Annotated in this window: 23 protein-coding genes; 14 read left to right on the forward strand and 9 right to left on the reverse strand. The window is 62.3% G+C overall.

Translation table 11 applies throughout. From position 1 onward, the window contains the following. The first annotated feature begins 9 nt into the window (after window positions 1-9). From typA to ppa, 3 genes are all read left to right on the forward strand, one after another. Window positions 10-1,830 (forward strand): translational GTPase TypA, encoded by a 1,821-nt coding sequence (gene typA / locus ACQ7C1_RS20630; protein ID WP_064811516.1) that lies wholly within the window; start codon window positions 10-12, stop codon window positions 1,828-1,830. A 200-nt stretch (window positions 1,831-2,030) separates the two neighbouring features. Beyond that, window positions 2,031-2,537, forward strand: coding sequence for a GNAT family N-acetyltransferase (locus tag ACQ7C1_RS20635; protein WP_430959623.1), 507 nt, complete (start codon window positions 2,031-2,033; stop codon window positions 2,535-2,537). Window positions 2,538-2,684: 147 nt separating this feature from the next. Continuing rightward, entirely contained in the window at window positions 2,685-3,221 is a 537-nt protein-coding gene (gene ppa / locus ACQ7C1_RS20640) for an inorganic diphosphatase (protein WP_064805467.1), read from the forward strand. Between the two features lie 4 nt (window positions 3,222-3,225). On the opposite strand, the gene ACQ7C1_RS20645 is transcribed toward ppa, so the two are convergent. Both ACQ7C1_RS20645 and ACQ7C1_RS20650 read right to left on the reverse strand, forming a co-directional pair. Beyond that, entirely contained in the window at window positions 3,226-3,537 is a 312-nt protein-coding gene (locus tag ACQ7C1_RS20645) for a DUF167 domain-containing protein (RefSeq protein ID WP_430959677.1), read from the reverse strand. Beyond that, window positions 3,534-3,833 carry a YggT family protein gene (locus tag ACQ7C1_RS20650; protein ID WP_430959624.1) on the reverse strand — a complete coding sequence of 100 codons (300 nt, stop codon included), beginning with the start codon at window positions 3,831-3,833 and terminating at the stop codon, window positions 3,534-3,536. The genes ACQ7C1_RS20645 and ACQ7C1_RS20650 overlap by 4 nt, the downstream gene beginning before the upstream one ends. A gap of 139 nt (window positions 3,834-3,972) precedes the next feature. Between ACQ7C1_RS20650 and ACQ7C1_RS20655 the strand changes: the two genes are divergently transcribed. Then, a complete protein-coding gene (locus ACQ7C1_RS20655; RefSeq protein WP_097598175.1) occupies window positions 3,973-5,205 on the forward strand; it encodes an MFS transporter in 1,233 nt (410 codons plus the stop codon). A 13-nt stretch (window positions 5,206-5,218) separates the two neighbouring features. Here ACQ7C1_RS20655 and ACQ7C1_RS20660 read toward each other — a convergent pair whose 3' ends face one another. The 6 genes from ACQ7C1_RS20660 to hemC all read right to left on the reverse strand — a co-directional run bounded on the left by ACQ7C1_RS20660 (window position 5,219) and on the right by hemC (window position 11,048). Beyond that, a complete protein-coding gene (locus tag ACQ7C1_RS20660) occupies window positions 5,219-5,971 on the reverse strand; it encodes a glutamine amidotransferase (protein WP_430959678.1) in 753 nt (250 codons plus the stop codon). Then, window positions 5,961-6,446 (reverse strand): TerB family tellurite resistance protein, encoded by a 486-nt coding sequence (locus ACQ7C1_RS20665; RefSeq protein WP_085779719.1) that lies wholly within the window; start codon window positions 6,444-6,446, stop codon window positions 5,961-5,963. The genes ACQ7C1_RS20660 and ACQ7C1_RS20665 overlap by 11 nt, the downstream gene beginning before the upstream one ends. Window positions 6,447-6,463: 17 nt before the next feature. After that, window positions 6,464-8,065: a heme biosynthesis protein HemY gene (locus ACQ7C1_RS20670; RefSeq protein WP_430959625.1), complete on the reverse strand. Its 1,602-nt coding sequence runs from the start codon at window positions 8,063-8,065 to the stop codon at window positions 6,464-6,466. Between the two features lie 4 nt (window positions 8,066-8,069). Beyond that, window positions 8,070-9,335: a COG4223 family protein gene (locus ACQ7C1_RS20675; RefSeq protein WP_430959626.1), complete on the reverse strand. Its 1,266-nt coding sequence runs from the start codon at window positions 9,333-9,335 to the stop codon at window positions 8,070-8,072. A gap of 68 nt (window positions 9,336-9,403) precedes the next feature. Beyond that, entirely contained in the window at window positions 9,404-10,111 is a 708-nt protein-coding gene (locus ACQ7C1_RS20680; protein WP_430959627.1) for a uroporphyrinogen-III synthase, read from the reverse strand. Between the two features lie 7 nt (window positions 10,112-10,118). Continuing rightward, on the reverse strand, window positions 10,119-11,048 hold the full coding sequence (gene hemC / locus ACQ7C1_RS20685) for a hydroxymethylbilane synthase (RefSeq protein WP_430959628.1): 930 nt from the start codon (window positions 11,046-11,048) through the stop codon (window positions 10,119-10,121). 71 nt (window positions 11,049-11,119) lie between these two features. Between hemC and tsaD the strand changes: the two genes are divergently transcribed. From tsaD to ACQ7C1_RS20710, 5 genes are read left to right on the forward strand one after another with little or no spacing between them, the layout of a single operon-like run. Continuing rightward, window positions 11,120-12,217, forward strand: coding sequence for a tRNA (adenosine(37)-N6)-threonylcarbamoyltransferase complex transferase subunit TsaD (gene tsaD / locus ACQ7C1_RS20690; RefSeq protein WP_430959629.1), 1,098 nt, complete (start codon window positions 11,120-11,122; stop codon window positions 12,215-12,217). Further along, window positions 12,214-13,197: an NAD(P)H-dependent glycerol-3-phosphate dehydrogenase gene (locus ACQ7C1_RS20695; RefSeq protein ID WP_430959630.1), complete on the forward strand. Its 984-nt coding sequence runs from the start codon at window positions 12,214-12,216 to the stop codon at window positions 13,195-13,197. Before tsaD ends, ACQ7C1_RS20695 begins: the two co-directional genes overlap by 4 nt. Window positions 13,198-13,207: 10 nt before the next feature. After that, window positions 13,208-13,501, forward strand: a complete 294-nt coding sequence (locus tag ACQ7C1_RS20700) for a YciI-like protein (RefSeq protein WP_085779712.1) — start codon at window positions 13,208-13,210, stop codon at window positions 13,499-13,501. Between the two features lie 2 nt (window positions 13,502-13,503). Continuing rightward, window positions 13,504-13,935 (forward strand): EVE domain-containing protein, encoded by a 432-nt coding sequence (locus ACQ7C1_RS20705; RefSeq protein ID WP_430959631.1) that lies wholly within the window; start codon window positions 13,504-13,506, stop codon window positions 13,933-13,935. Between the two features lie 6 nt (window positions 13,936-13,941). After that, window positions 13,942-14,592: a class I SAM-dependent methyltransferase gene (locus ACQ7C1_RS20710; RefSeq protein WP_430959632.1), complete on the forward strand. Its 651-nt coding sequence runs from the start codon at window positions 13,942-13,944 to the stop codon at window positions 14,590-14,592. Window positions 14,593-14,629: 37 nt separating this feature from the next. Here the strand turns inward: ACQ7C1_RS20710 and ACQ7C1_RS20715 are convergent, their stop codons facing one another. After that, window positions 14,630-15,121: a hypothetical protein gene (locus ACQ7C1_RS20715; RefSeq protein ID WP_430959633.1), complete on the reverse strand. Its 492-nt coding sequence runs from the start codon at window positions 15,119-15,121 to the stop codon at window positions 14,630-14,632. A 315-nt stretch (window positions 15,122-15,436) separates the two neighbouring features. Here ACQ7C1_RS20715 and sdhC point away from each other — a divergent pair, with 315 nt between their 5' ends. The 5 genes from sdhC (at window position 15,437) to ACQ7C1_RS20740 (ending at window position 19,605) form a co-directional block, all read left to right on the forward strand. After that, entirely contained in the window at window positions 15,437-15,832 is a 396-nt protein-coding gene (gene sdhC, locus ACQ7C1_RS20720) for a succinate dehydrogenase, cytochrome b556 subunit (RefSeq protein WP_064811779.1), read from the forward strand. 10 nt (window positions 15,833-15,842) lie between these two features. Continuing rightward, window positions 15,843-16,223: a succinate dehydrogenase, hydrophobic membrane anchor protein gene (gene sdhD / locus ACQ7C1_RS20725; RefSeq protein ID WP_085779708.1), complete on the forward strand. Its 381-nt coding sequence runs from the start codon at window positions 15,843-15,845 to the stop codon at window positions 16,221-16,223. A gap of 7 nt (window positions 16,224-16,230) precedes the next feature. Beyond that, window positions 16,231-18,072, forward strand: coding sequence for a succinate dehydrogenase flavoprotein subunit (sdhA, locus tag ACQ7C1_RS20730; protein ID WP_430959634.1), 1,842 nt, complete (start codon window positions 16,231-16,233; stop codon window positions 18,070-18,072). Window positions 18,073-18,090: 18 nt separating this feature from the next. Then, entirely contained in the window at window positions 18,091-18,870 is a 780-nt protein-coding gene (locus tag ACQ7C1_RS20735) for a succinate dehydrogenase iron-sulfur subunit (protein ID WP_285195351.1), read from the forward strand. Between the two features lie 219 nt (window positions 18,871-19,089). After that, window positions 19,090-19,605 carry a protease inhibitor Inh/omp19 family protein gene (locus ACQ7C1_RS20740; RefSeq protein ID WP_088391343.1) on the forward strand — a complete coding sequence of 172 codons (516 nt, stop codon included), beginning with the start codon at window positions 19,090-19,092 and terminating at the stop codon, window positions 19,603-19,605. Window positions 19,606-19,685 lie beyond the last annotated feature (80 nt).

A 19,685-nucleotide genomic window follows, 5' to 3' on the forward strand; every position in this document is an offset into this window, starting at 1 on the left:
TTATGACATATGGCACTTCGCAACATCGCGATCATCGCGCACGTTGACCATGGCAAGACCACTCTCGTTGACGAGCTTCTGAAACAGTCCGGCTCGTTCCGCGAGAACCAGCGCGTCATGGAACGCGTGATGGATTCCAACGACATCGAAAAAGAGCGCGGCATCACCATTCTCGCCAAGGCGACTTCCATCGAATGGAAGGACACGCGCATCAACATCGTCGACACGCCCGGCCACGCCGACTTCGGTGGTGAAGTCGAGCGTATTCTCTCGATGGTGGACGGCGCGATCGTTCTCGTGGACGCTGCCGAAGGCCCGATGCCGCAGACCAAGTTCGTCGTCGGCAAGGCCCTCAAGGTAGGCCTGCGTCCGATCGTTGCGATCAACAAGATCGACCGTCCCGATGCGCGCGCCGACGAAGTCGTCAACGAAGTCTTCGACCTTTTCGCCGCACTCGATGCGACCGACGAACAGCTCGACTTCCCGATCCTTTACGGTTCCGGTCGCGCCGGCTGGATGAACTACGATCCGGCAGGCCCGACCGACGAAGGCCTTGCACCGTTGCTCGACCTCGTCGTCAAGCACGTGCCCGAGCCGAAGGTCGAAGAAGGTCCGTTCCGGATGATCGGCACCATCCTCGAAGCCAACAACTTCCTCGGCCGTATCATCACCGGCCGCATCGCCTCCGGCTCGATCAAGCCGAACCAGGCTGTCAAGGTTCTCGGCCAGGACGGCAAGTTGATCGAGCAGGGCCGTATTTCCAAGATCCTCGCCTTCCGCGGCATCGAGCGTCAGCCGATCGAGGAAGCGCACGCCGGCGACATCGTCGCGATCGCCGGCCTTTCCAAGGGCACGGTCGCCGATACCTTCTGTGATCCGTCGGTCACGGAAGCTCTGAAGGCGCAGCCGATCGACCCGCCGACCGTGACTATGTCCTTCATCGTTAACGACTCGCCGCTAGCCGGCACCGAAGGCGATAAGGTGACGAGCCGCGTCATTCGTGACCGCCTGTTCAAGGAAGCCGAAGGCAATGTTGCGCTGAAGATCGAAGAAAGCGCCGACAAGGACTCGTTCTTCGTCTCCGGCCGTGGCGAACTTCAGCTTGCGGTTCTCATCGAAAACATGCGCCGCGAAGGCTTCGAGCTTGCCGTTTCGCGTCCGCGCGTCGTCATGCACAAGGATGAGAGCGGTCAGCTTCTGGAGCCGATCGAAGAAGTTTTGATCGACGTCGACGAAGAACATTCCGGCGTCGTGGTGCAGAAGATGTCGGAGCGCAAGGCCGAAATGGTCGAGCTTCGCCCGTCCGGCGGCAACCGCGTCCGTCTGGTTTTCTACGCGCCGACTCGCGGCCTGATCGGCTATCAGTCGGAACTGCTGACGGATACGCGTGGTACGGCGATCATGAACCGCCTGTTCCACAGCTACCAGCCCTACAAGGGTGAGATCGGCGGCCGCGTCAACGGCGTGCTGCTCGCCAACGAAGCCGGTGAAGCCGTTGCTTACGCGTTGTTCAACCTGGAAGACCGCGGGCCGATGATCATCGACGCCGGCGAAAAGGTCTATATGGGCATGATCATCGGCATTCACACCCGCGACAACGACCTCGAGGTCAACGTTCTGAAGGGCAAGAAGCTGACCAACATCCGCGCCGCCGGCAAGGACGAAGCCGTCAAGCTGACCCCGCCGATCCGCATGACGCTGGAGCGCGCGCTCTCCTGGATCCAGGAAGACGAACTGGTCGAGGTCACGCCGAAGTCCATTCGCCTGCGCAAGATGTATCTCGACGCCAACGACCGCAAGCGGTTCGAGAAGACCAAGGCGGCTCTCTAAGAGCTCAGTCGTTACCGCCTTCAAACCCCGGCCTTCGAGCCGGGGTTTTTTATTGTGCGCTGCGTTGATTCCGACTTGTGACAATCGTTAAAAAAGCGTTAAATTTTATCCGTCGTCCACATATCAAGTCTGTGGGCAATCGATCACGATGCGCTCGCCGCATATGGTTAATTGCCTGCGGCAGGACCAGAGTAAGCGTTATGAAGACGTTGTCGATCGATGTCCGGCGGGCCGAACCGCACGATGCCCGAGCCATTTCGGAAACGCACAGGCTCGCGTGGCAACATACCTATGCAGGCATCATTCCGCATCGCGCGCTGACGCATATGATCGAGCGTCGTGGCGAGAACTGGTGGCGCAAGGCCACGCGCGGACCTGCGACATTGCTGGTTCTCGATGTCGCAGGGACGGTCGCCGGTTATGCGACGCTCGGTCTCAACCGTGCCCGCGCCCTGCCGCAGGAAGGCGAAATCTACGAGCTTTATCTTCGCCCCGAATATCAGGGCATCGGTCTCGGCCACATGCTGTTCGGCGAGGCGCGCCGGCTGTTGAAGTCGCTCGGCTGCAACGGGCTGGTCGTCTGGTGCCTCGAGGAAAACGAGGCCGCCAGCCGCTTCTACCGCCACCACGGCGGGACCGATTTCTGCGAAGGTATGGAAAATTTCGACCACAAGCAGTTGAAGAAGATCGGTTTCATCTGGAACTGATCGGCCTGCTCAAGCTTCGCACACCTCTCCTTTAAAGTTTTTGCCGCATCACGCCGGTGTCATCACGCATCGGTGATCTGCCGTGTTGCGTTGCGAGATGAAACTGATTATCTGGCTTCGAGCAATTCAACCCCGCGGGAGTATCCTATGCGCATCGACGCCATTTCAATCGGTAACAATCCACCTGAAGACGTCAACGTTATCGTCGAGGTTCCTGTTGGCGGTCATCCGATCAAGTATGAAATGGACAAGGAGGCCGGCACGCTGGTCGTCGATCGTTTCCTCTACACGCCGATGACCTATCCGGGCAATTACGGTTTCGTACCGCACACGCTGTCTGAAGATGGCGACCCGATCGACGTGCTGATCGCCAGCACCCGGCCGCTGGTTCCGGGTTGCGTCATCAACGTGCGTCCGATCGGCGTCCTGAAGATGGAAGACAATTCCGGCAAAGACGAGAAGATCATTGCCGTGCCGTCGCCGAAGCTGACGCTGCGCTATGAGAAGGTGAAGGACTTTACCGATCTTCCGGAGATCACGCTGAAGCAGATCGAGCATTTCTTCGAGCACTACAAGGATCTGGAGCCCGGCAAGTGGGTGAAGATCTTCGGCTGGGGCGATTCCAAGGAAGCCGGCCAGCTCATCATCGAGGCCGTCGAGCGGGCCAAGAAGGCGAAGGGCTGAACCCTCAGCCTAATAACGCTTCGAGCTTTTTTACCAAATCCTCCGGGTCGCCCTCGATCCGGAGGATTTTTTTGCGCGCCGTCTCGCCGGAGACGAGGCTGACGCTGGATTTCGGAATGCGCAGCGATTGGGCGACGAGAAGGATGAGGGCCTTGTTGGCCTTGCCCTTTTCCGGGGCTGATGTGACGCGGGCCTTCAGGTGCGTTTCGCCTTCGCCATCCGCCTCGATGCCATCGATCGCGTCACGCCCGCCATTCGGCGTCAGCCGGACGGCGAGGCGCAGATGATCACTGAAAAGGCTCCAGGGACGGCTCAGAGGCCAACGCCGAACATCGGCGCAATGGTGGTTGCTAGAAGCATGCGGATGAAGAAGATGATCAGCAACAGGATGATCGGCGAAATATCGATACCGCCGAGATTGGGCAGGAAGCGGCGGATCGGGCGCAGCACAGGCTCGGTGATGTTGTAGAGGAACATCCCAATCTGACTGACGAACTGGTTGTGGGAATTGATGACATTGAAGGCATAGAGCCACGAGAAGATCGCGCTGCCGACCAGAATGAACGTATAAATTCGCAAAGCTAAATCAATGGTGGCCAGCAGCGCATACATCGTCATCTCCAAATTCGTTGTTGACAGACATGTAGACATTGGCGACTAAACGAGCAAGTGCCGTGTGGAGACGCATGGCAGATCATGTTTAACGGGCCGCTTCGCAGCCATTCCGCGCCCGCTTCCTCGGACAAGGCCCATGTCGTTTTCGCCCACCGGAGACCGTTTTGCCGCGTTCCGGCATCCGTCGTACACGCGGTTCTTCTTCGCGCGCTTCCTGCTGTCCTTCTCGCAGCAGATCGTCAGTGTCGCCGTCGGCTGGCAGATGTACGATCAGACCGGCAAGGCGATCTATCTCGGTTTGATCGGGCTGGTACAGTTCCTGCCGTCGCTGCTGCTCATCCTGGTCACCGGTTCGGTCGCCGATCGGCACAATCGCCGGGCCATCGCCGCTCTTTGCTCTCTGGTAAGCGCGCTCTGCACGCTGGCGCTGCTGATCATGACGGCGACGGAGACCTTCGCGCCCTGGCCGGTCTTTGCGGTGCTTCTTATTTTCGGGATCGAGCGTGCCTTCATGTCGCCGGCGGTGCAGTCTCTCGCACCCAATCTCGTGCCCGAGCACGCCCTTTCCAATGCGATCGCCTGGAATTCATCGTCCTGGCAGCTCGCGGCGATCACCGGGCCCGTGATCGGCGGCCTGCTCTATGGCGTCAGTGCGACGACCGCCTATACGGTGGCGGTCATCTTTTCCATCCTCGGCGCGGCTCTCCTCTTCATGATCCCCAAGCCGGAACAGAAGACGACGGGCGAGGCCAAGAGCTGGGCGATGATCCTCGGCGGCTTCAGTTTCATCCGTGCCGAAAAGGTGGTGCTCGGCGCGATCTCGCTCGATCTCTTCGCCGTTCTGCTCGGCGGTGCGACTGCACTGATGCCGATCTTCGCCCGCGATATTCTGACGCTTGGCCCTTGGGGACTCGGACTGCTGCGGGCAGCGCCAGGACTCGGCGCCATCGTCATGGCGATCTTCCTCGCAGCCTACCCGCTGAAACACCGCGCCGGTCTCTATATGTTCATCGGCGTTGCCCTGTTCGGTGTCGGCACCATCATCTTCGGCGCCTCGACCAATACCGAAATTTCGATCGCAGCACTGGCGCTGATGGGCGCGGCCGACATGGTGTCGGTCTATGTGCGCGAGAGCCTGATCGCGCTCTGGACGCCGGACCAACTCCGCGGCCGGGTCAATGCGGTCAACATGGTCTTTGTCGGCGCTTCCAACGAACTTGGGGAGTTCAGGGCGGGCACGATGGCGTCGGTCTTCGGCGCGGTGCCAGCAGTCATCATCGGCGGGATCGGAACTCTGGCGGTTGCGGCGATCTGGGCTTCCAGTTTCCCGAAGCTGCGCAGGATCGACACGCTCGACGCGCCCGCCTGACCGCTAAGCGGAATTATGCGTGCAGAGTGATAGACGGTGTCGCCTTCGCCGACTTTCCCTCGAAGACGAGATCGAGGAATTCTGTCAGCCAAGCTCTCAGCGGCGCGTCGAACAGCATGCGGCCTTCGAGGTGTTCGCGGCCCTGCTGGGCATTCGGCAGAATGAAGCGATGCGCACCGTGCACGACCCAGCGATGCATCATCACCCGGGTGAGCTCGGCATGGAACTGCAGGCCCCAGGCGTTACCGTCGTAGCGGAAGGCCTGGTTCGGGTAGGCATCGCCTTCGGCGAGCAGATCGGCACCGTGTGGCAGCTCGAAGCCTTCGCGGTGAAAATGATAGACCATCTTCGGCCAGTGCATCAGCAGGCGGCCCTTCTCGGTCGGGTGCAGCGGGTACCAGCCGATCTCCGTCGAGCCGTCGGCATTCGGCTGCACCTTGCCGCCGAGTTGACGCACCAGCATCTGGGCACCGAGGCAGATGCCGAGAAAAGGGCGTTTTTCCCGTAGCGGGACGTCGATCCAGTCGATCTCCTTCTTGACGAAGTCGTCCGGATCGTTGGCGCTCATCGGCCCCCCGAAGACGACGGCGCCGGCATGGTCTGCGAGCGTCATCGGAAGCGGATCACCGAGGACCGGGCGACGGATATCGAGGCAGTAGCCTTTTTCGACCAGCAATTGCCCGACACGTCCGGCACTGGATCGCTCCTGATGCAGGACGATAAGGATCGGGCGCCGGTCCCTGTTCAGGTTTTGCTCAGTCGGCATCATCTTGCGCAACCTGGATATCCGTTACCCTGGCGGCCGCCTCCTGCCGCTTTTGAATGCGTTCGCGTGAGGAGACCCCGAGCAGATCGGCGATACGCCAGATGACATGATCTTCCATCTCGCTGCGCTCGCCGTCGGCATAAACGATGTCCCAGAGAATGCCGATCAGCTCCAGACGTTGCTCGGTATCGAGATGGCGTTTCAGGTCGGCGGTGAAGCGATAATAGTCGACGGCGGAGCTTTCGGCTTCGAGGCCGGCGGCCATCAAAGCATCGAGCTGCTTGCTGTCGAGCGAATACTGCTCCTTCAAGAGCTTGCGCAGCCGCTTCTTTTCACTGGCCTTGATCTGGCCGTCGGCTTCCATGACCTGCATGCAGAGTGCTGCCACTGCGATGCGCGGGTCATCGGGGGCAAAGCCTTTCTTCGGACGATCGGCGGTGAGATTCTGGAAGAATGCCTGAAAGCGTTCGAACATGCGGGTTTCGTTCCGTGTCAGAAAAGGCGAAGCCGTGTCTTGGGTTCCGGTTCCGTCCTGGGATCGCGAACGCCGGGATCATCCGGCAGCCCGCCGAAAAAGGGCTTTGCTTCGTTCGGTGCTGGCGCTTTGCCGCTGGCGGCGGCTTCGACGGGTTTCGGCTTTGCCGGCGCCGGGCGCACAGCCTCGGCGATCGTTGCGGCGCGTTCCAGCTCAATAATGCGGTGATCGTTGACCGGGCTTTCCGGTTTGACGTCACGCAGCGGCGGCAGGGTCTTCAGAGCCGTTTCGATCGAGGCCGGGACTGAGCCGTCTTCGACCGGCCCCTCGATCTGACCGAACGGCGCCTTCCATTCGAAGGCGTCGAGACGACCGGTGACCGGCGACACCGGCAGCCATTTGTCGGAGACGAAACCATCCGCAACCCAGGCGGGATCGCGCGGGGCTTTCAGCGCCTGGGCGAGCCAGTGGCGCACGCGGCCCTGGTCGCCGGTCTCGGCCTCCTCGATGTCGGCCAGGAGCAGGAAGGCGGCTTCACGCGGCTCAATGCGCGCCGCCGCTTCCGCCTTGGCGCGCGCCTTGGCAAATTCCTGCGCGTCGAGCGCCGCCTTAGCGACGACAAGAAGAGATTCAACATTGTTCGGGCGCATCGCTTCCAGCCGTTCGGCGCGTTTCAGGCGGTCGAGTGTGGAATCGCCGCTGCGGGCTCTGACATAGGTCTGGCCGATCTCGGGATGAGGCGCCGATTTCCATACTTGTTCGAGGATCGAAGCGGCCTTGCGCAGACCGCCTTCGCGGAACAGTGCCTTCGCGGCAATGAGAGCGGCCGGAACGAAATCGGCGGCGAGCTTCAGCGCCTGCAGGGCGTCGTCGCGGGCGCCGGCCGGGTTGCCTTCCAGCTTTTCGGTGGCGCGTGCCGTCAGCAGCACGGCGTGCAGGCGGTTGGCCTCGGGTTTGTCAACGACGCGGGCGGCCTTCTGCTGCTCGAGCAGTCGGATCGCATCGTCCCAGCGGCCGGCTTGGCTGCGATATTCGAGGGTCGCCTGGGCGGCCCAGGGCAGATAGGGGGCGTTGTCGGCGGCCTTTTCGGCATATTGGCGGGCGGCCTCGTTGGCTCCGAGGCGGCGGGCTTCGAGATAGAGGCCGCGCAGGCCAAGTTCGCGCGTTTCCGGGTCGTTGGCCATGGCTTCGAACTTGGCGCGCGCCTCATCATGGCGGCCTTCGATCAGTGCCGCCTGAGCCTCGAGCAGATTGATCAGCGGCTCCTGATCGGCGCGGATGAGGCCACGCGAACGAGCCGCCATCTTGCGGGCGAGCAATGCATTGCCGGCGCCCGCGGCGATCAGGCCGGTCGACAGTGCCTGATAGCCGCGATCGCGCTTGCGGGCGCGGAAATAGCGTGTCACCGAATGCGGCGAAGTCCAGATCAACCGGGCGAACCACCAGGCGATCATCACGGCGGCGATAAGGGCGATGATCGCGCTGACGGCGACGATCAGTTTCGTCTGGTAGATCTGGCCCTCCCAGATCAGCGAGATGTCCCCGGGGCGGTCGGCGAACCAGGAGAAGCCGTAGGCAAGAAGCAGGACGAGCAAGGCGAAGATGACTAGCCTGGTCATGGTCTCACCCTTCCTTGCCGGCGCCGTTGACGGCTTTCGACAGCGCCCCGCCGACCAGTTCCTCGACACGGATGCGCGCTTCCAGCGACTGCTTGAAGGCGGCGGACGCTTGCTTGCCGGGGGGCGGCAGATTGTTCCATTCGGCGGACGCACCGGGCAGATCGCCGTTCTTCACCTTGTCTTCTAAGCGGGCGGCGATCGCTTCGACGCTTTCGCCTTCGATATTGCCGACGGGTCGGACCGTCACCAGCGATTTTGCGCTCGCCATCAGCCGATCCGACCAGCTCTGGTTCGGATCCGGCTGATTAATCGATTCGATGATGGCGGTTGCAACGTCGGGAACCTGGCGCATCAGGTCGGCGCGTGAGGGAACGCCGGTCTCGGCAAAGCCACGCAAGTCGGCGACAGCAGGATCGTCAGGTGCGACGCCGGCGAACGTATCCAACTCGGCCAGGAACGGCCCGCCGCGATCGATCGCCGCCTTCAGGGCGGCGGCCGCGATGGCTCGGGCGACGGCAACATCCTCGCGCGGCTCATTGAGCTTCTTTTCGGCCTCGGCGAGGCGCTTGGCGATATCGGCGTCGCTGCTCGTCTGTTGGTCGGAGGACTGGGCAAGCATCGAGCGCAGCTGGTCGACCTGACTGCTGAGCTCTGCAACCTTCTGGTTGAGCGCCTCGACATTTGCAGGATCTGCCGATGGCGCCGCTGCGGTGTTCTTCGCAGCCGTTTCCAGCGCGGCAATCCGCGTCTCGAACGCGCCGTCACCCGTGTTTACGGGATTGGCGGCAAGGTTGGCGACGGTCTGTTTCAAGCCTTCGATCTCACCGGAGAGATCGGCGATCTCGGACGAGGTCTGCGGGGCGGAGGAACCCGGGAGGTAACCTGCATATTGAATGACACCCGCGCCAAGCAGCGCCACGAGACCGCCGAAAATGCCGGCGGCGATAAGACCGGAGGTGCCGGCGCCCCGCCGCGCGGGCTGTTCGGCAGGGGGTGTGAAGGAAGATTCGGCGGCTGCCGACTTCTCCTCCTCCGGCTCCGATTCGGGCCTGCTTTCGGGTTCAGGCTGCGACGCCGCTTCGGTTTCGGGCGGCGGGCCGAGATCCGCAGGGTGGCTGTCAGCGTCGCCGGAATGATTGTTCACCGGCTTTTCGGTATCGGCTTCGGAGGCGAAGTCCTGTGCATCGAGGTCGATCGTGACCGGCTCATCGGCGCTCTTCGAATGGCGTGGCGGGTTTCCCGATACCATGAGGTCCTCTTTATCCTGCATTGCAACGAAACTAGACAGTGATGCCAGTTAAGGGAAGAGGTTAGATCAAATTTGGGCGGCTAGAGCCTTCAAAGCAGCGACAAAAGACTTTGCTCATCCGGCATGGACGAAATCGCCACGGTTTTTTTCAGGGACATCGGAATGGCCTGTGCTACCGCTTCGCTCAGGCAGAGAAGGCGGGTTTCGCGGTGTTCCGACAGGGCTGATCGCAGCTCTGCCAGGTGAAAAAAATCTTCCACCGCCTGCCGGGAATAGAAGAGAACGGCGTTCGGGCGGCCGCCGGAAAAGAGAGCTTCGACCTCAATCGGGCTCGGAACAACCGGCGTCATGCGATAGCATTCGGCGACGGAAAAACGGATGCCGCGTTCGACCATTCCTTGTTCAAAAGTTTCGGCGCGCGGTATCCCGGCAAGATAGAGCAAACCATTCACCCCTTGCGCCGCGACGAGCTCGGCGAGATCGCGTCCGTTGCCGGAGGAAGAGGCGACCGATCGGAAGCCGAGGCTTTCCGCGGCTTGCGCCGTCGCGTCTCCGACCGCGAAAAGCGGGCGGGCCAGATGCGGGTAGAGCTGATCGCCGAGGGCGGAAACGACCCTGACCGCCTCGGCGCTGGTCACAGCGATTGCACCGCTGCTGGCCGTAAGCGCGCTTGCGGCTGCGGCCCTGTCGTGCACCGGCCGACGCAGCGGCAGCAGCAGCGGCTCGTGGCCCATGTCGCGCAGACGTTGTGCTGTTCTTGTCGCCGAATGCGCGGGGCGGGTGACGAGCACACGCATGGCCGCTTCAGTGCCAGTCGTCGAAGAAGGCGCTGCCGGCTCTAGCGCGCACATCCTGGCCGGCGCGGGTGCCGAGTGCGGCCGCGTCGCGGCGGTGGCCATCGGTGGTCACCGCATGCTGGCTGCGGCCGTCGGGCGTGATGATCAGGCCGGAGAATCGAATGAGGTCGCCCTCGCAAACGGCATAGCCGCCGATCGGCGTGCGGCAGGAGCCGTCGAGAGCAGCGAGGAAGGCGCGTTCGCAGGAGACGGTGTCGAAGGTCGCGGCATCGTTGACCGCCGCCAAGAGGTCATCGATTTTTGTGTCGCCGACGCGGCTTTCGATGCAGATCGCCCCCTGCGCCGGCGCCGGTGGGAAGCTATCGGGGTCGAGGATATCGGTGATCACCTCGACCTTGCCGAGTCGTTTGAGGCCGGCTAGCGCCAGCAAGGTCGCATCCACCTGCCCTTCCTCCAGCTTGCGCAGGCGGGTTTCGACGAGGCCGCGGAAGGTGATGACGTTGATGTCGGGCCGCATACGGCGGATCAGCGCCTGGCGGCGCAGCGACGAAGAGCCAACGGTGGCGCCATGCGGCAGGTCGATCAGTCTGGGTGCGGTGCGACCGACGACGGCGTCGCGGATATCCTCGCGCGGCAGATAGGCAGAGAGGTGGAGGCCCTCCGGCAGGTGCGTCGGCATGTCCTTGGCGGAGTGCACGGCGAAATCCAGCTCGCCCGACACAAGCTTCTGCTCGAGTTCCTCGGTGAAGAGACCCTTGCCGCCGATCTCGGCCAGCGATCGGTCGGTGATGCGGTCGCCCTTGGTGGTCAGCACGACGATTTCGAACATCTCTTCAGGCAGGTTATGCGCCGCCATCAGCCTGTCGCGGGCCTCATGCGCCTGGGCAAGCGCCAGCGGGCTGCCCCGCGTGCCGATCCGGAAAGGTTTTGTTTGCATCCGCTCTGTTCCGTTGTTACCGGAATTCTCGTAAACGGGTTTCCGTTCCATCGCAATCAACGAACAGGCCAATGGTTCCCTTTCTGCGCATCCTCGGCATCGAAACAAGCTGCGACGAGACCGCCGCCGCCGTCGTCGAGCGTGATGCGGAGGGGCATTGCAACGTCCTGTCGGACGTCGTGCTTTCCCAGCTCGACGAGCACAGCGCCTATGGCGGCGTGGTGCCGGAGATCGCCGCGCGCGCCCATGTCGAGGCGTTGGACGAACTGATCGAACAGGCGCTGAAACGCGCGAATCTGTCGCTTGATGATGTCGACGCCATCGCCGCCACGTCAGGCCCGGGTCTGATCGGCGGATTGCTTGTCGGATTGATGACCGGCAAGGCGATCGCCAGGGCCGCCGGCAAACCGCTCTATGCGGTCAACCATCTCGAGGGCCATGCGCTGACGGCGCGGCTGACCGACGGGCTCTCCTTTCCCTATCTGGTGCTGCTCGTTTCCGGCGGCCATACGCAGCTGATCCTGGTGCGTGGCGTCGGACAGTATGAACGTTGGGGCACTACGATCGACGATGCACTCGGCGAAGCTTTCGACAAGACGGCAAAATTGCTCGGCCTGCCCTATCCCGGCGGTCCGGCGGTGGAGCGGATGGCGCGCGACGGCAATGCCGATCGTTTCGATTTTCCGCGCCCGCTCGTCGGCGAGGCGCGGCTCGACTTCTCGTTTTCCGGCCTTAAGACGGCGGTGCGGCAGGCGGCGCAAGAGATCGCGCCGCTCAGCGATCAGGATGTGGCTGATATCTGCGCTTCGTTCCAGAAGGCGATTTCGCGCACGCTGAAGGACCGCATCGGCCGCGGCCTGCAACGGTTCAAGACGGAGTTCCCGAGCAGCGGCGAGAAGCCGGCGCTGGTCGTTGCCGGCGGCGTCGCTGCCAATCTCGAGCTGCGCGGCACGCTCCGGGCGCTCTGCGACAAGAACGGCTTCCGCTTCATTGCGCCGCCGCTCAGCCTTTGCACCGACAATGCGGTGATGATCGCCTGGGCGGGGCTCGAGCGCATGGCGACCGGTGTAGCGCCTGATACACTCGACGTGCAGCCGCGTTCGCGCTGGCCGCTCGATGCCAATGCCGAAACGCTGATCGGCTTTGGAAAGAGAGGAGCCAAGGCATGAGTGAAAAGATCGCCGTCATCGGATCGGGCGCATTCGGCACGGCGCTTGCCGCTGTGATCGCCCTTGCCGGCCGCAGCGCCGTGACGCTCGTCGGGCGCGATCCGTCCCTGATCGAGGATCTGAAAGAAGAACGGCTGCATGATGCCGTGCTGCCCGGCATCTCGCTGCCCGAAGCCCTGGAATTTTCCGCCGAGGCGGATGCGATCACCGGGGCGTCCATCGTGCTTTTTGCGATGCCGTCGCAGGCACAGGCCGACGCGGCGCGGCAATATGGTCCCTACCTGTCAAAGGATGCCGTTGTCGTCACCTGCGCCAAGGGCATTGAGCGGACGACGGGCAATCTTTTGACCGATATGCTCGAGCGGGAACTGCCGGACCATCCGGTGGCGGTTCTCTCCGGCCCGGGATTTGCCACCGATATCGCCAAAGGGCTGCCGACGGCGATGGCGATTGCGGCTAATGACATGGAGACAGCCGAGCGGCTCGCTCAGGCGATCTCCGGACGGACCTTCCGGCTCTATGCCTCCACCGATCGTATCGGCGTGCAGCTCGGCGGCGCGCTCAAAAATGTGCTGGCGATCGCCTGCGGTATCGTCGAGGGCCGCGGCATCGGCGAATCCGCCCGTGCGGCATTGATCGCCCGTGGTCTCGCGGAAATGTCGCGCTTCGTCGTGGCCAAAGGCGGGCAGGCCGATACGGTGCGCGGACTTTCCGGTCTCGGCGATCTGGTGCTGACGGCAACGAGTCATCAATCGCGAAACCTGCGTTTCGGCATTGCGCTCGGGCGCGGCGAAAAGACCGATCCCACCCACGGCGCCCTGGTGGAGGGTGCGTTTGCCGCTTCCGTCGCCTCCCGGCTTGCCGCGGGGCTTGCGATCAGCATGCCGATCACGGATGCCGTTTCCGCCATCATCGACGGCCGGCTCGACATATCAGACGCCATCGAGCAGTTGATGACGCGTCCAATCACCACCGAATAGGAGAACAGACATGCTTTTCGCCCTGCTCTGCAAGGACAAGCCGGGACATCTGAACGTTCGCATGGAGACGCGGCCGACGCATCTTGCCTATCTCGACAAACTCAATGCCGAAGGCAAGCTCTCCATGGCCGGCCCTTTCCTTGACGACGAAGGCAAGGCCTGCGGCAGTCTGGTGCTTGTCAAGGCGGAGACAGCGCAAGAGGCAAAGGCGCTCGCCGATGCCGACCCTTACGCCATGGCCGGTTTGTTCGAAAGCGTCGATATCAAGCCCTTCAACTGGGTCTTCAACAAGCCGGAGGCGTGAGCATGGCGCATTGGCTCTATAAATCCGAACCTGCCTCCTGGTCCTGGGAGCAGCAGAAGGCCGCCGGTGAAAAAGGCACGGAATGGACCGGCGTGCGCAACTATCTGGCGCGCAACAACATGCGGGCGATGCAGATTGGTGACAAAGGGTTCTTCTACCATTCCAATGACGGGCTGGAGATCGTCGGCATCGTCGAAGTCGCAGCGCTGTCGCATCCCGACTCCAGCGGCAAGGGCGATCCGAAGTGGGATTGCGTCGATATCCGCGCCGTCATGGACATGCCGAAGCCGGTAACGCTGAAGGACATCAAGGCGAATGCGAAACTCGCCAAAATGTCGCTCGTCACCTCCATGCGCCTTTCCGTGCAGCCGGTGACGGATGACGAATGGGCCGAAGTCTGCCGCATGGGCGGCCTCGACAATCCGCCGCGCTGAAGACCATTGAAGACCGACCCGGAAACCTTCATTCGCGCCAATACGAGTCTGCTGCCGCCGCCGCAGGTGCCGGAGATTTCGCTCTTTCTGGCGAACGAGGCGCATGAACTCTGGCTGAAAACGGAAGAGGAGCTGGAAGCCGTCGGCCTGCCGCCGCCCTTCTGGGCTTTTGCCTGGGCGGGCGGGCAGGGGCTGGCGCGCTACATCCTCGATCATCCGGACATGGTGCGGGGCAAACGCGTGCTGGATTTCGCCAGCGGCTCCGGCCTTGTCGGCATTGCGGCGGCTATGGCCGGCGCCGGGGAGGTGATGGCTGCCGATATCGACCCCTGGGCAAAGACGGCAATCCGGCTGAATTCCGAGGCCAATCATGTTGCGCTCGGATTTACCGGCGCCGATCTGGTCGGTGCGAGCGTCGAGGCGGACATCGTGCTAGCCGGCGATGTCTTTTACGATCGCACATTCGCCGATGCGCTCGTCCCCTGGTTCGCGCGGCTGGCGGCCGAGGGCAGGCCGGTACTGGTCGGCGATCCCGGGCGCAGCTACCTTCCGCGGGACCGGCTGGAATTCTGCGCCGTCTATCAGGTGGCGGTGACGCGGGCGCTAGAGGATAGCGACATCAAGAAGACGACCGTATGGCGCTTCGCGCCCGGCTGATACGGAACTCTAACGCGCGTCGCGATGCGCCATGCGGTTAAGGCCGGATGACGCAGACATTGGCTTCATAGGAGCAGGGATCGTCCTGGATGGCGACGTCGATGACCTTTGCCTTCGGCGCCAGCGTCTCAGGCCGGGCTGCAGGATAGTAGCCGTAGCCGTTGCCACCGACATAGGTCCCGCCGTCGGTCTCGTAGACATAGGAAGACCCGGCATAGGTGCCGCTGCCGTATCCGCCGGCTGTCTGGGGCAGGAGGACGACGAGACTGCCGCGGGTGACGCGATTGGCTGTCGGCGGCGAAAACCGTTCCAGCATCGGCATCCGCTTTCTGCCGTATCGATAGCCATAGGTGCTGTCGAAACGAATGCCGCGATCGCGCCAACTCAGCCTTTCGCCGAGATAAAGTCCATCGTGAAAGACACGGCGATGGGGAAAGCGACGATCGTCGCGGTGCTCGCCCGCCATGGCGGGAAGTGCGGCCAGCGCGGCAAGGGTAAGCAAGGTAGCTCTCGACAGACTGCGAAACATCGACGCCGGCCTCCGGAATTGCAATCGTTAACAAATCGTTAACGCCAGATTGCGCCAAAAGCTGCAGCTTGTCCATGCGCGCCTGAGAAGTGGCCGAAATATTGAGCGGAAAAGACCAGTTTCGTTAGTCCGCAAACTTCCCGGTAACCCGAATCGATTAAATTAAAAGCAGACAGCGATTGTGCTTGTCGTATGGCTTTCCGGTGATTAAACGTGCGCAATTGATGCAACGCACACAGAGAATTTTGTCATTCGTGTGGTTGACTGAGCATGCTCCGAAATCCGGGAGCGCAGAGAAGCCGCCGCGAGGTTCTGATGGCGAACGTGACAAATAACCGGCCCCTGTCGCCGCATTTGCAAGTCTATAAACTTATTCCCACCATGGTCATGTCGATCGTCCACCGCATCACCGGTGGCGCGCTCTACGTCGGCACGCTGCTGGTCGCCTGGTGGCTGATCGCAGCGGCAAGCGGCCAGAGCTCCTACGACTGGGCCAACTGGGTGCTCGGCAGCCTTCTCGGCAAGCTCGTGCTGCTCGGCTATACCTGGGCACTGCTGCACCACATGCTCGGCGGTTTCCGCCATCTCATGTGGGACCTCGGCTACGGCTTCGAGAAGGAAGTCTCGACCAAGCTCGCCATCGCCAACGTCATCGGCTCGCTCTGTCTGACCGTGCTGGTCTGGGCGATCGGCTTTCTCATTCGCTTCTGAAGGTCCTCTCATGGATATGCGCACCCCCCTCGGCAAGGTTCGCGGGCTCGGCTCCGCCAAGGAAGGCACAAGCCATTTCTGGCGTCAGCGGCTGACCGCGGTCTCCAATATTCCGTTGATCCTCTTCTTCGTCATCTTCATGATCACCTATGCCGGCGCGCCCTATGCGGATGTTGTTCGCGCCCTGTCGAACCCCTTTGTCGCCGTCGTCATGGGATTGATGGTGATATCGGGCGTCATCCATATGAAGCTCGGCATGCAGGTCATCATCGAGGATTATGTGCATGGCGAATTCGGAAAGATCGCTCTGCTGATGCTGAACACGTTCTTTGCGATCGTGGTCGCCAGCCTCTGTCTCTTCGCCATTTTGAAAATTGCATTCGTAGGATAAGCTCGACATGGCACCGACTTCACCAGCCCAGAATGGCAAGGCCTACAAATATGTCGACCACTCCTATGACGTGATCGTCGTTGGCGCCGGCGGCGCAGGTTTGCGCGCGACGCTCGGCATGGCCGAGCAGGGATTCCGTACCGCCTGCATCACCAAGGTTTTCCCGACCCGCTCGCACACCGTAGCGGCGCAGGGCGGCATCGCCGCCTCGCTGCGCAACATGACGCCGGATAGCTGGCAGTGGCATCTCTACGACACCGTCAAGGGTTCGGACTGGCTCGGCGACGTCGACGCCATGCAGTATCTGACCATGGAAGCGCCGAAGGCGGTCTATGAGCTCGAGCATTACGGCGTGCCGTTCTCGCGTAACGAGGAGGGCAAGATCTATCAGCGCCCCTTCGGCGGCCACATGCAGAATTACGGCGAGGGCCCGCCGGTGCAGCGCACCTGCGCCGTCGCCGACCGTACCGGCCACGCCATCCTGCATACGCTCTACGGCCAGTCGCTGCGCAACAATGCCGAATTCTTCATCGAATATTTTGCGCTCGACCTGATCATGTCCGAAGACGGCAGCCGCTGCACCGGTGTCGTCGCTTGGTGTCTCGATGACGGCACGATCCATCGCTTCGCCGCCAAGATGGTGGTGCTGGCGACCGGCGGCTACGGCCGCGCCTATTTCTCGGCAACGTCTGCCCATACCTGCACCGGCGACGGCGGCGGCATGGTGGCACGCGCCGGCCTGCCACTGCAGGACATGGAATTCGTGCAGTTCCACCCAACCGGTATCTACGGATCGGGCTGTCTGATCACCGAAGGCGCGCGCGGCGAAGGCGGTTACCTCGTCAACTCCGAGGGCGAACGCTTCATGGAGCGTTATGCGCCTTCGGCCAAGGATCTTGCCTCGCGCGACGTCGTTTCGCGCTGCATGACGCTGGAGATCCGCGAAGGCCGCGGCGTCGGCAAGAACAAGGACCACATCTTCCTGCATCTCGACCATCTCGATCCGGCCGTTCTGCATGAACGCCTGCCGGGCATTTCCGAGAGCGCCAAGATCTTCGCCGGCGTCGACGTCACACGCGAGCCGATCCCGGTTCTGCCGACCGTTCATTACAATATGGGCGGCATCCCCACCAACTATTGGGGCGAAGTGCTGAACGCCGATGGCGCCAATCCGGAGCGGATCATTCCCGGCCTGATGGCTGTGGGCGAAGCAGGCTGCGCTTCGGTGCACGGCGCCAATCGCCTCGGTTCCAACTCGCTGATCGACCTCGTGGTCTTCGGCCGCGCCGCCGCAATCCGCGCCGGCGAGGTCATCGACCGGGCGGCGCCGATCCCGCATCTCAACGTAGCCGCCTGCGACAAGATCATGGACCGCTTCGACGGCCTGCGCCACGCCAGCGGCGGCACGCCGACGGCAGCGCTGCGCGAGAAGATGCAGCGCGCCATGCAGGAAGACGCGGCGGTGTTCCGCACCCAGGAATCGCTGGAATCCGGTTGCCGGCGCATTTCGGCGATCTGGCAGGAAATGCGCGATCTGAAAGTCACCGACCGTTCGATGGTCTGGAACTCCGACCTCGTGGAAACGCTCGAGCTGCAGAACCTGATGGCAAACGCCATCACGACGATCTACGGCGCCGAGGCCCGCAAGGAGAGCCGCGGTTCGCACGCACGTGAGGATTACACCGAGGGCGCATTCGCCGGCCGCGACGACGTCAACTGGCGCAAGCATACGCTCGCCTGGGTGAACGAGGCAGGCGAGGTGAAACTCGACTATAGGCCTGTTCACACCGAGCTGATCGCCGAAGGCATCGATCCGCACAAGATCGAGCCGAAGGCGCGCGTCTACTGATCTCAAGAGGAACCTCGCATGGTTGAACTCGCTCTCCCCAAGAACTCCCAGATGCGCGAAGGCAAGGTCTGGCCGAAGCCGGCCGGTGCAACAAACACGCGCGAATTCCGCGTCTATCGCTGGAGCCCGGATGATGGTCAGAACCCGTCGATCGACACTTTCTACATCGATGTCGACGATTGCGGCCCGATGGTTCTCGACGGCCTGCTCTACATCAAGAACAAGATCGATCCGACGCTGACGCTGCGCCGTTCCTGTCGCGAGGGCATCTGCGGCTCCTGCGCGATGAACATCGACGGTACCAACACGCTTGCCTGCACCAAGGGCCTCGACGATATCAAGGGCGCGGTGAAGATCTATCCGCTGCCGCATCTGCCCGTCGTCAAGGATCTGGTGCCCGATCTCAGCAACTTCTACGCCCAGCATCGCTCGATCGAGCCTTGGCTGAAGACGGTGTCGCCGACGCCGGCCAAGGAATGGAAGCAGAGCCACGAGGACCGGCAGAAGCTCGACGGTCTTTATGAATGCATCCTTTGCGCCTGTTGCTCGACCTCCTGTCCGAGCTACTGGTGGAACGGCGACCGCTATCTCGGTCCGGCCGTTCTGCTGCAGGCCTATCGTTGGCTGATCGACTCCAGAGACGAGGCGACCGGCGAACGTCTCGACAATCTCGAGGACCCGTTCCGCCTCTACCGCTGCCACACGATCATGAACTGTGCGCAGACCTGCCCGAAGGGCCTCAATCCGGCCAAGGCAATCGCCGAAATCAAGAAGATGATGGTCGAGCGCCGGGTCTGATCACTGCGGGAGTCGGGGAGATACGCGCGCGCAACACCTTCCTGACAAAATTCATGTGCAGGAAGTTTTGCAGCAGGGCAGTTGAACTGTATCGTTTTTCGGTTAGGTGTTGTCACGGGCAATTTCTGCAACCCGACTTGATTAACCAAAGCGAATTACGATAATCGGACTTGTCTCACGCCCGTTCTTGCGGCGATAGCCGAATTCAGGAGTATGATGATGCAGTTGCGATATGCGATGACAGGTCTGGTGGTGGCTCTCGCGCTAGCCGGTTGTCAGCGTACGGCATATGATTATAGCTCCAACTCGAACGCCGGACCGGCGCCGTTGACGGCGCAGCCTGTGCCCTCTGTGCAGGGCGGCCAGCTTCCGCCGCCGACCGGCAGCTCGCAGTTTCCGGCCGCGCCGACGGCGACGGCACCGATGCCTGGGGCGCAGTCAGGCGCCATGGCAGCGAATGCGCTCGACGTCACCAAGGAATCGATGGTCGGAAGCTGGCGCGTCAACGGCAGCTGCGACATGTTCCTGACGCTCACCAATCTCGGCAGCGGGTCGCGTGGCGGCACGCGCGGCTGCGTCGGCGAGCTGACGGCGATGGGCTCCTGGGAGGTCGCCGGCAAGCAGGTGCTGCTCAAAGATCGTTCGGGCAACCAGATCGGCAGCGTCTACAAGACGGCCGACAATCGCTTCCAGGGCCAGACGAATACGGGTCAGCAGATCAGCCTCAGTCGGTAAATGAACCGGCGCGGTAAACGAACCGCGCGGCGAACGATCCGGCGGTGCGCCGCTGATGACCGACAGGCGGACGTGCCCTC

It is taken from the genome of Rhizobium sp. Nf11,1 (assembly GCF_050587665.1).
GTDB lineage: Bacteria > Pseudomonadota > Alphaproteobacteria > Rhizobiales > Rhizobiaceae > Rhizobium.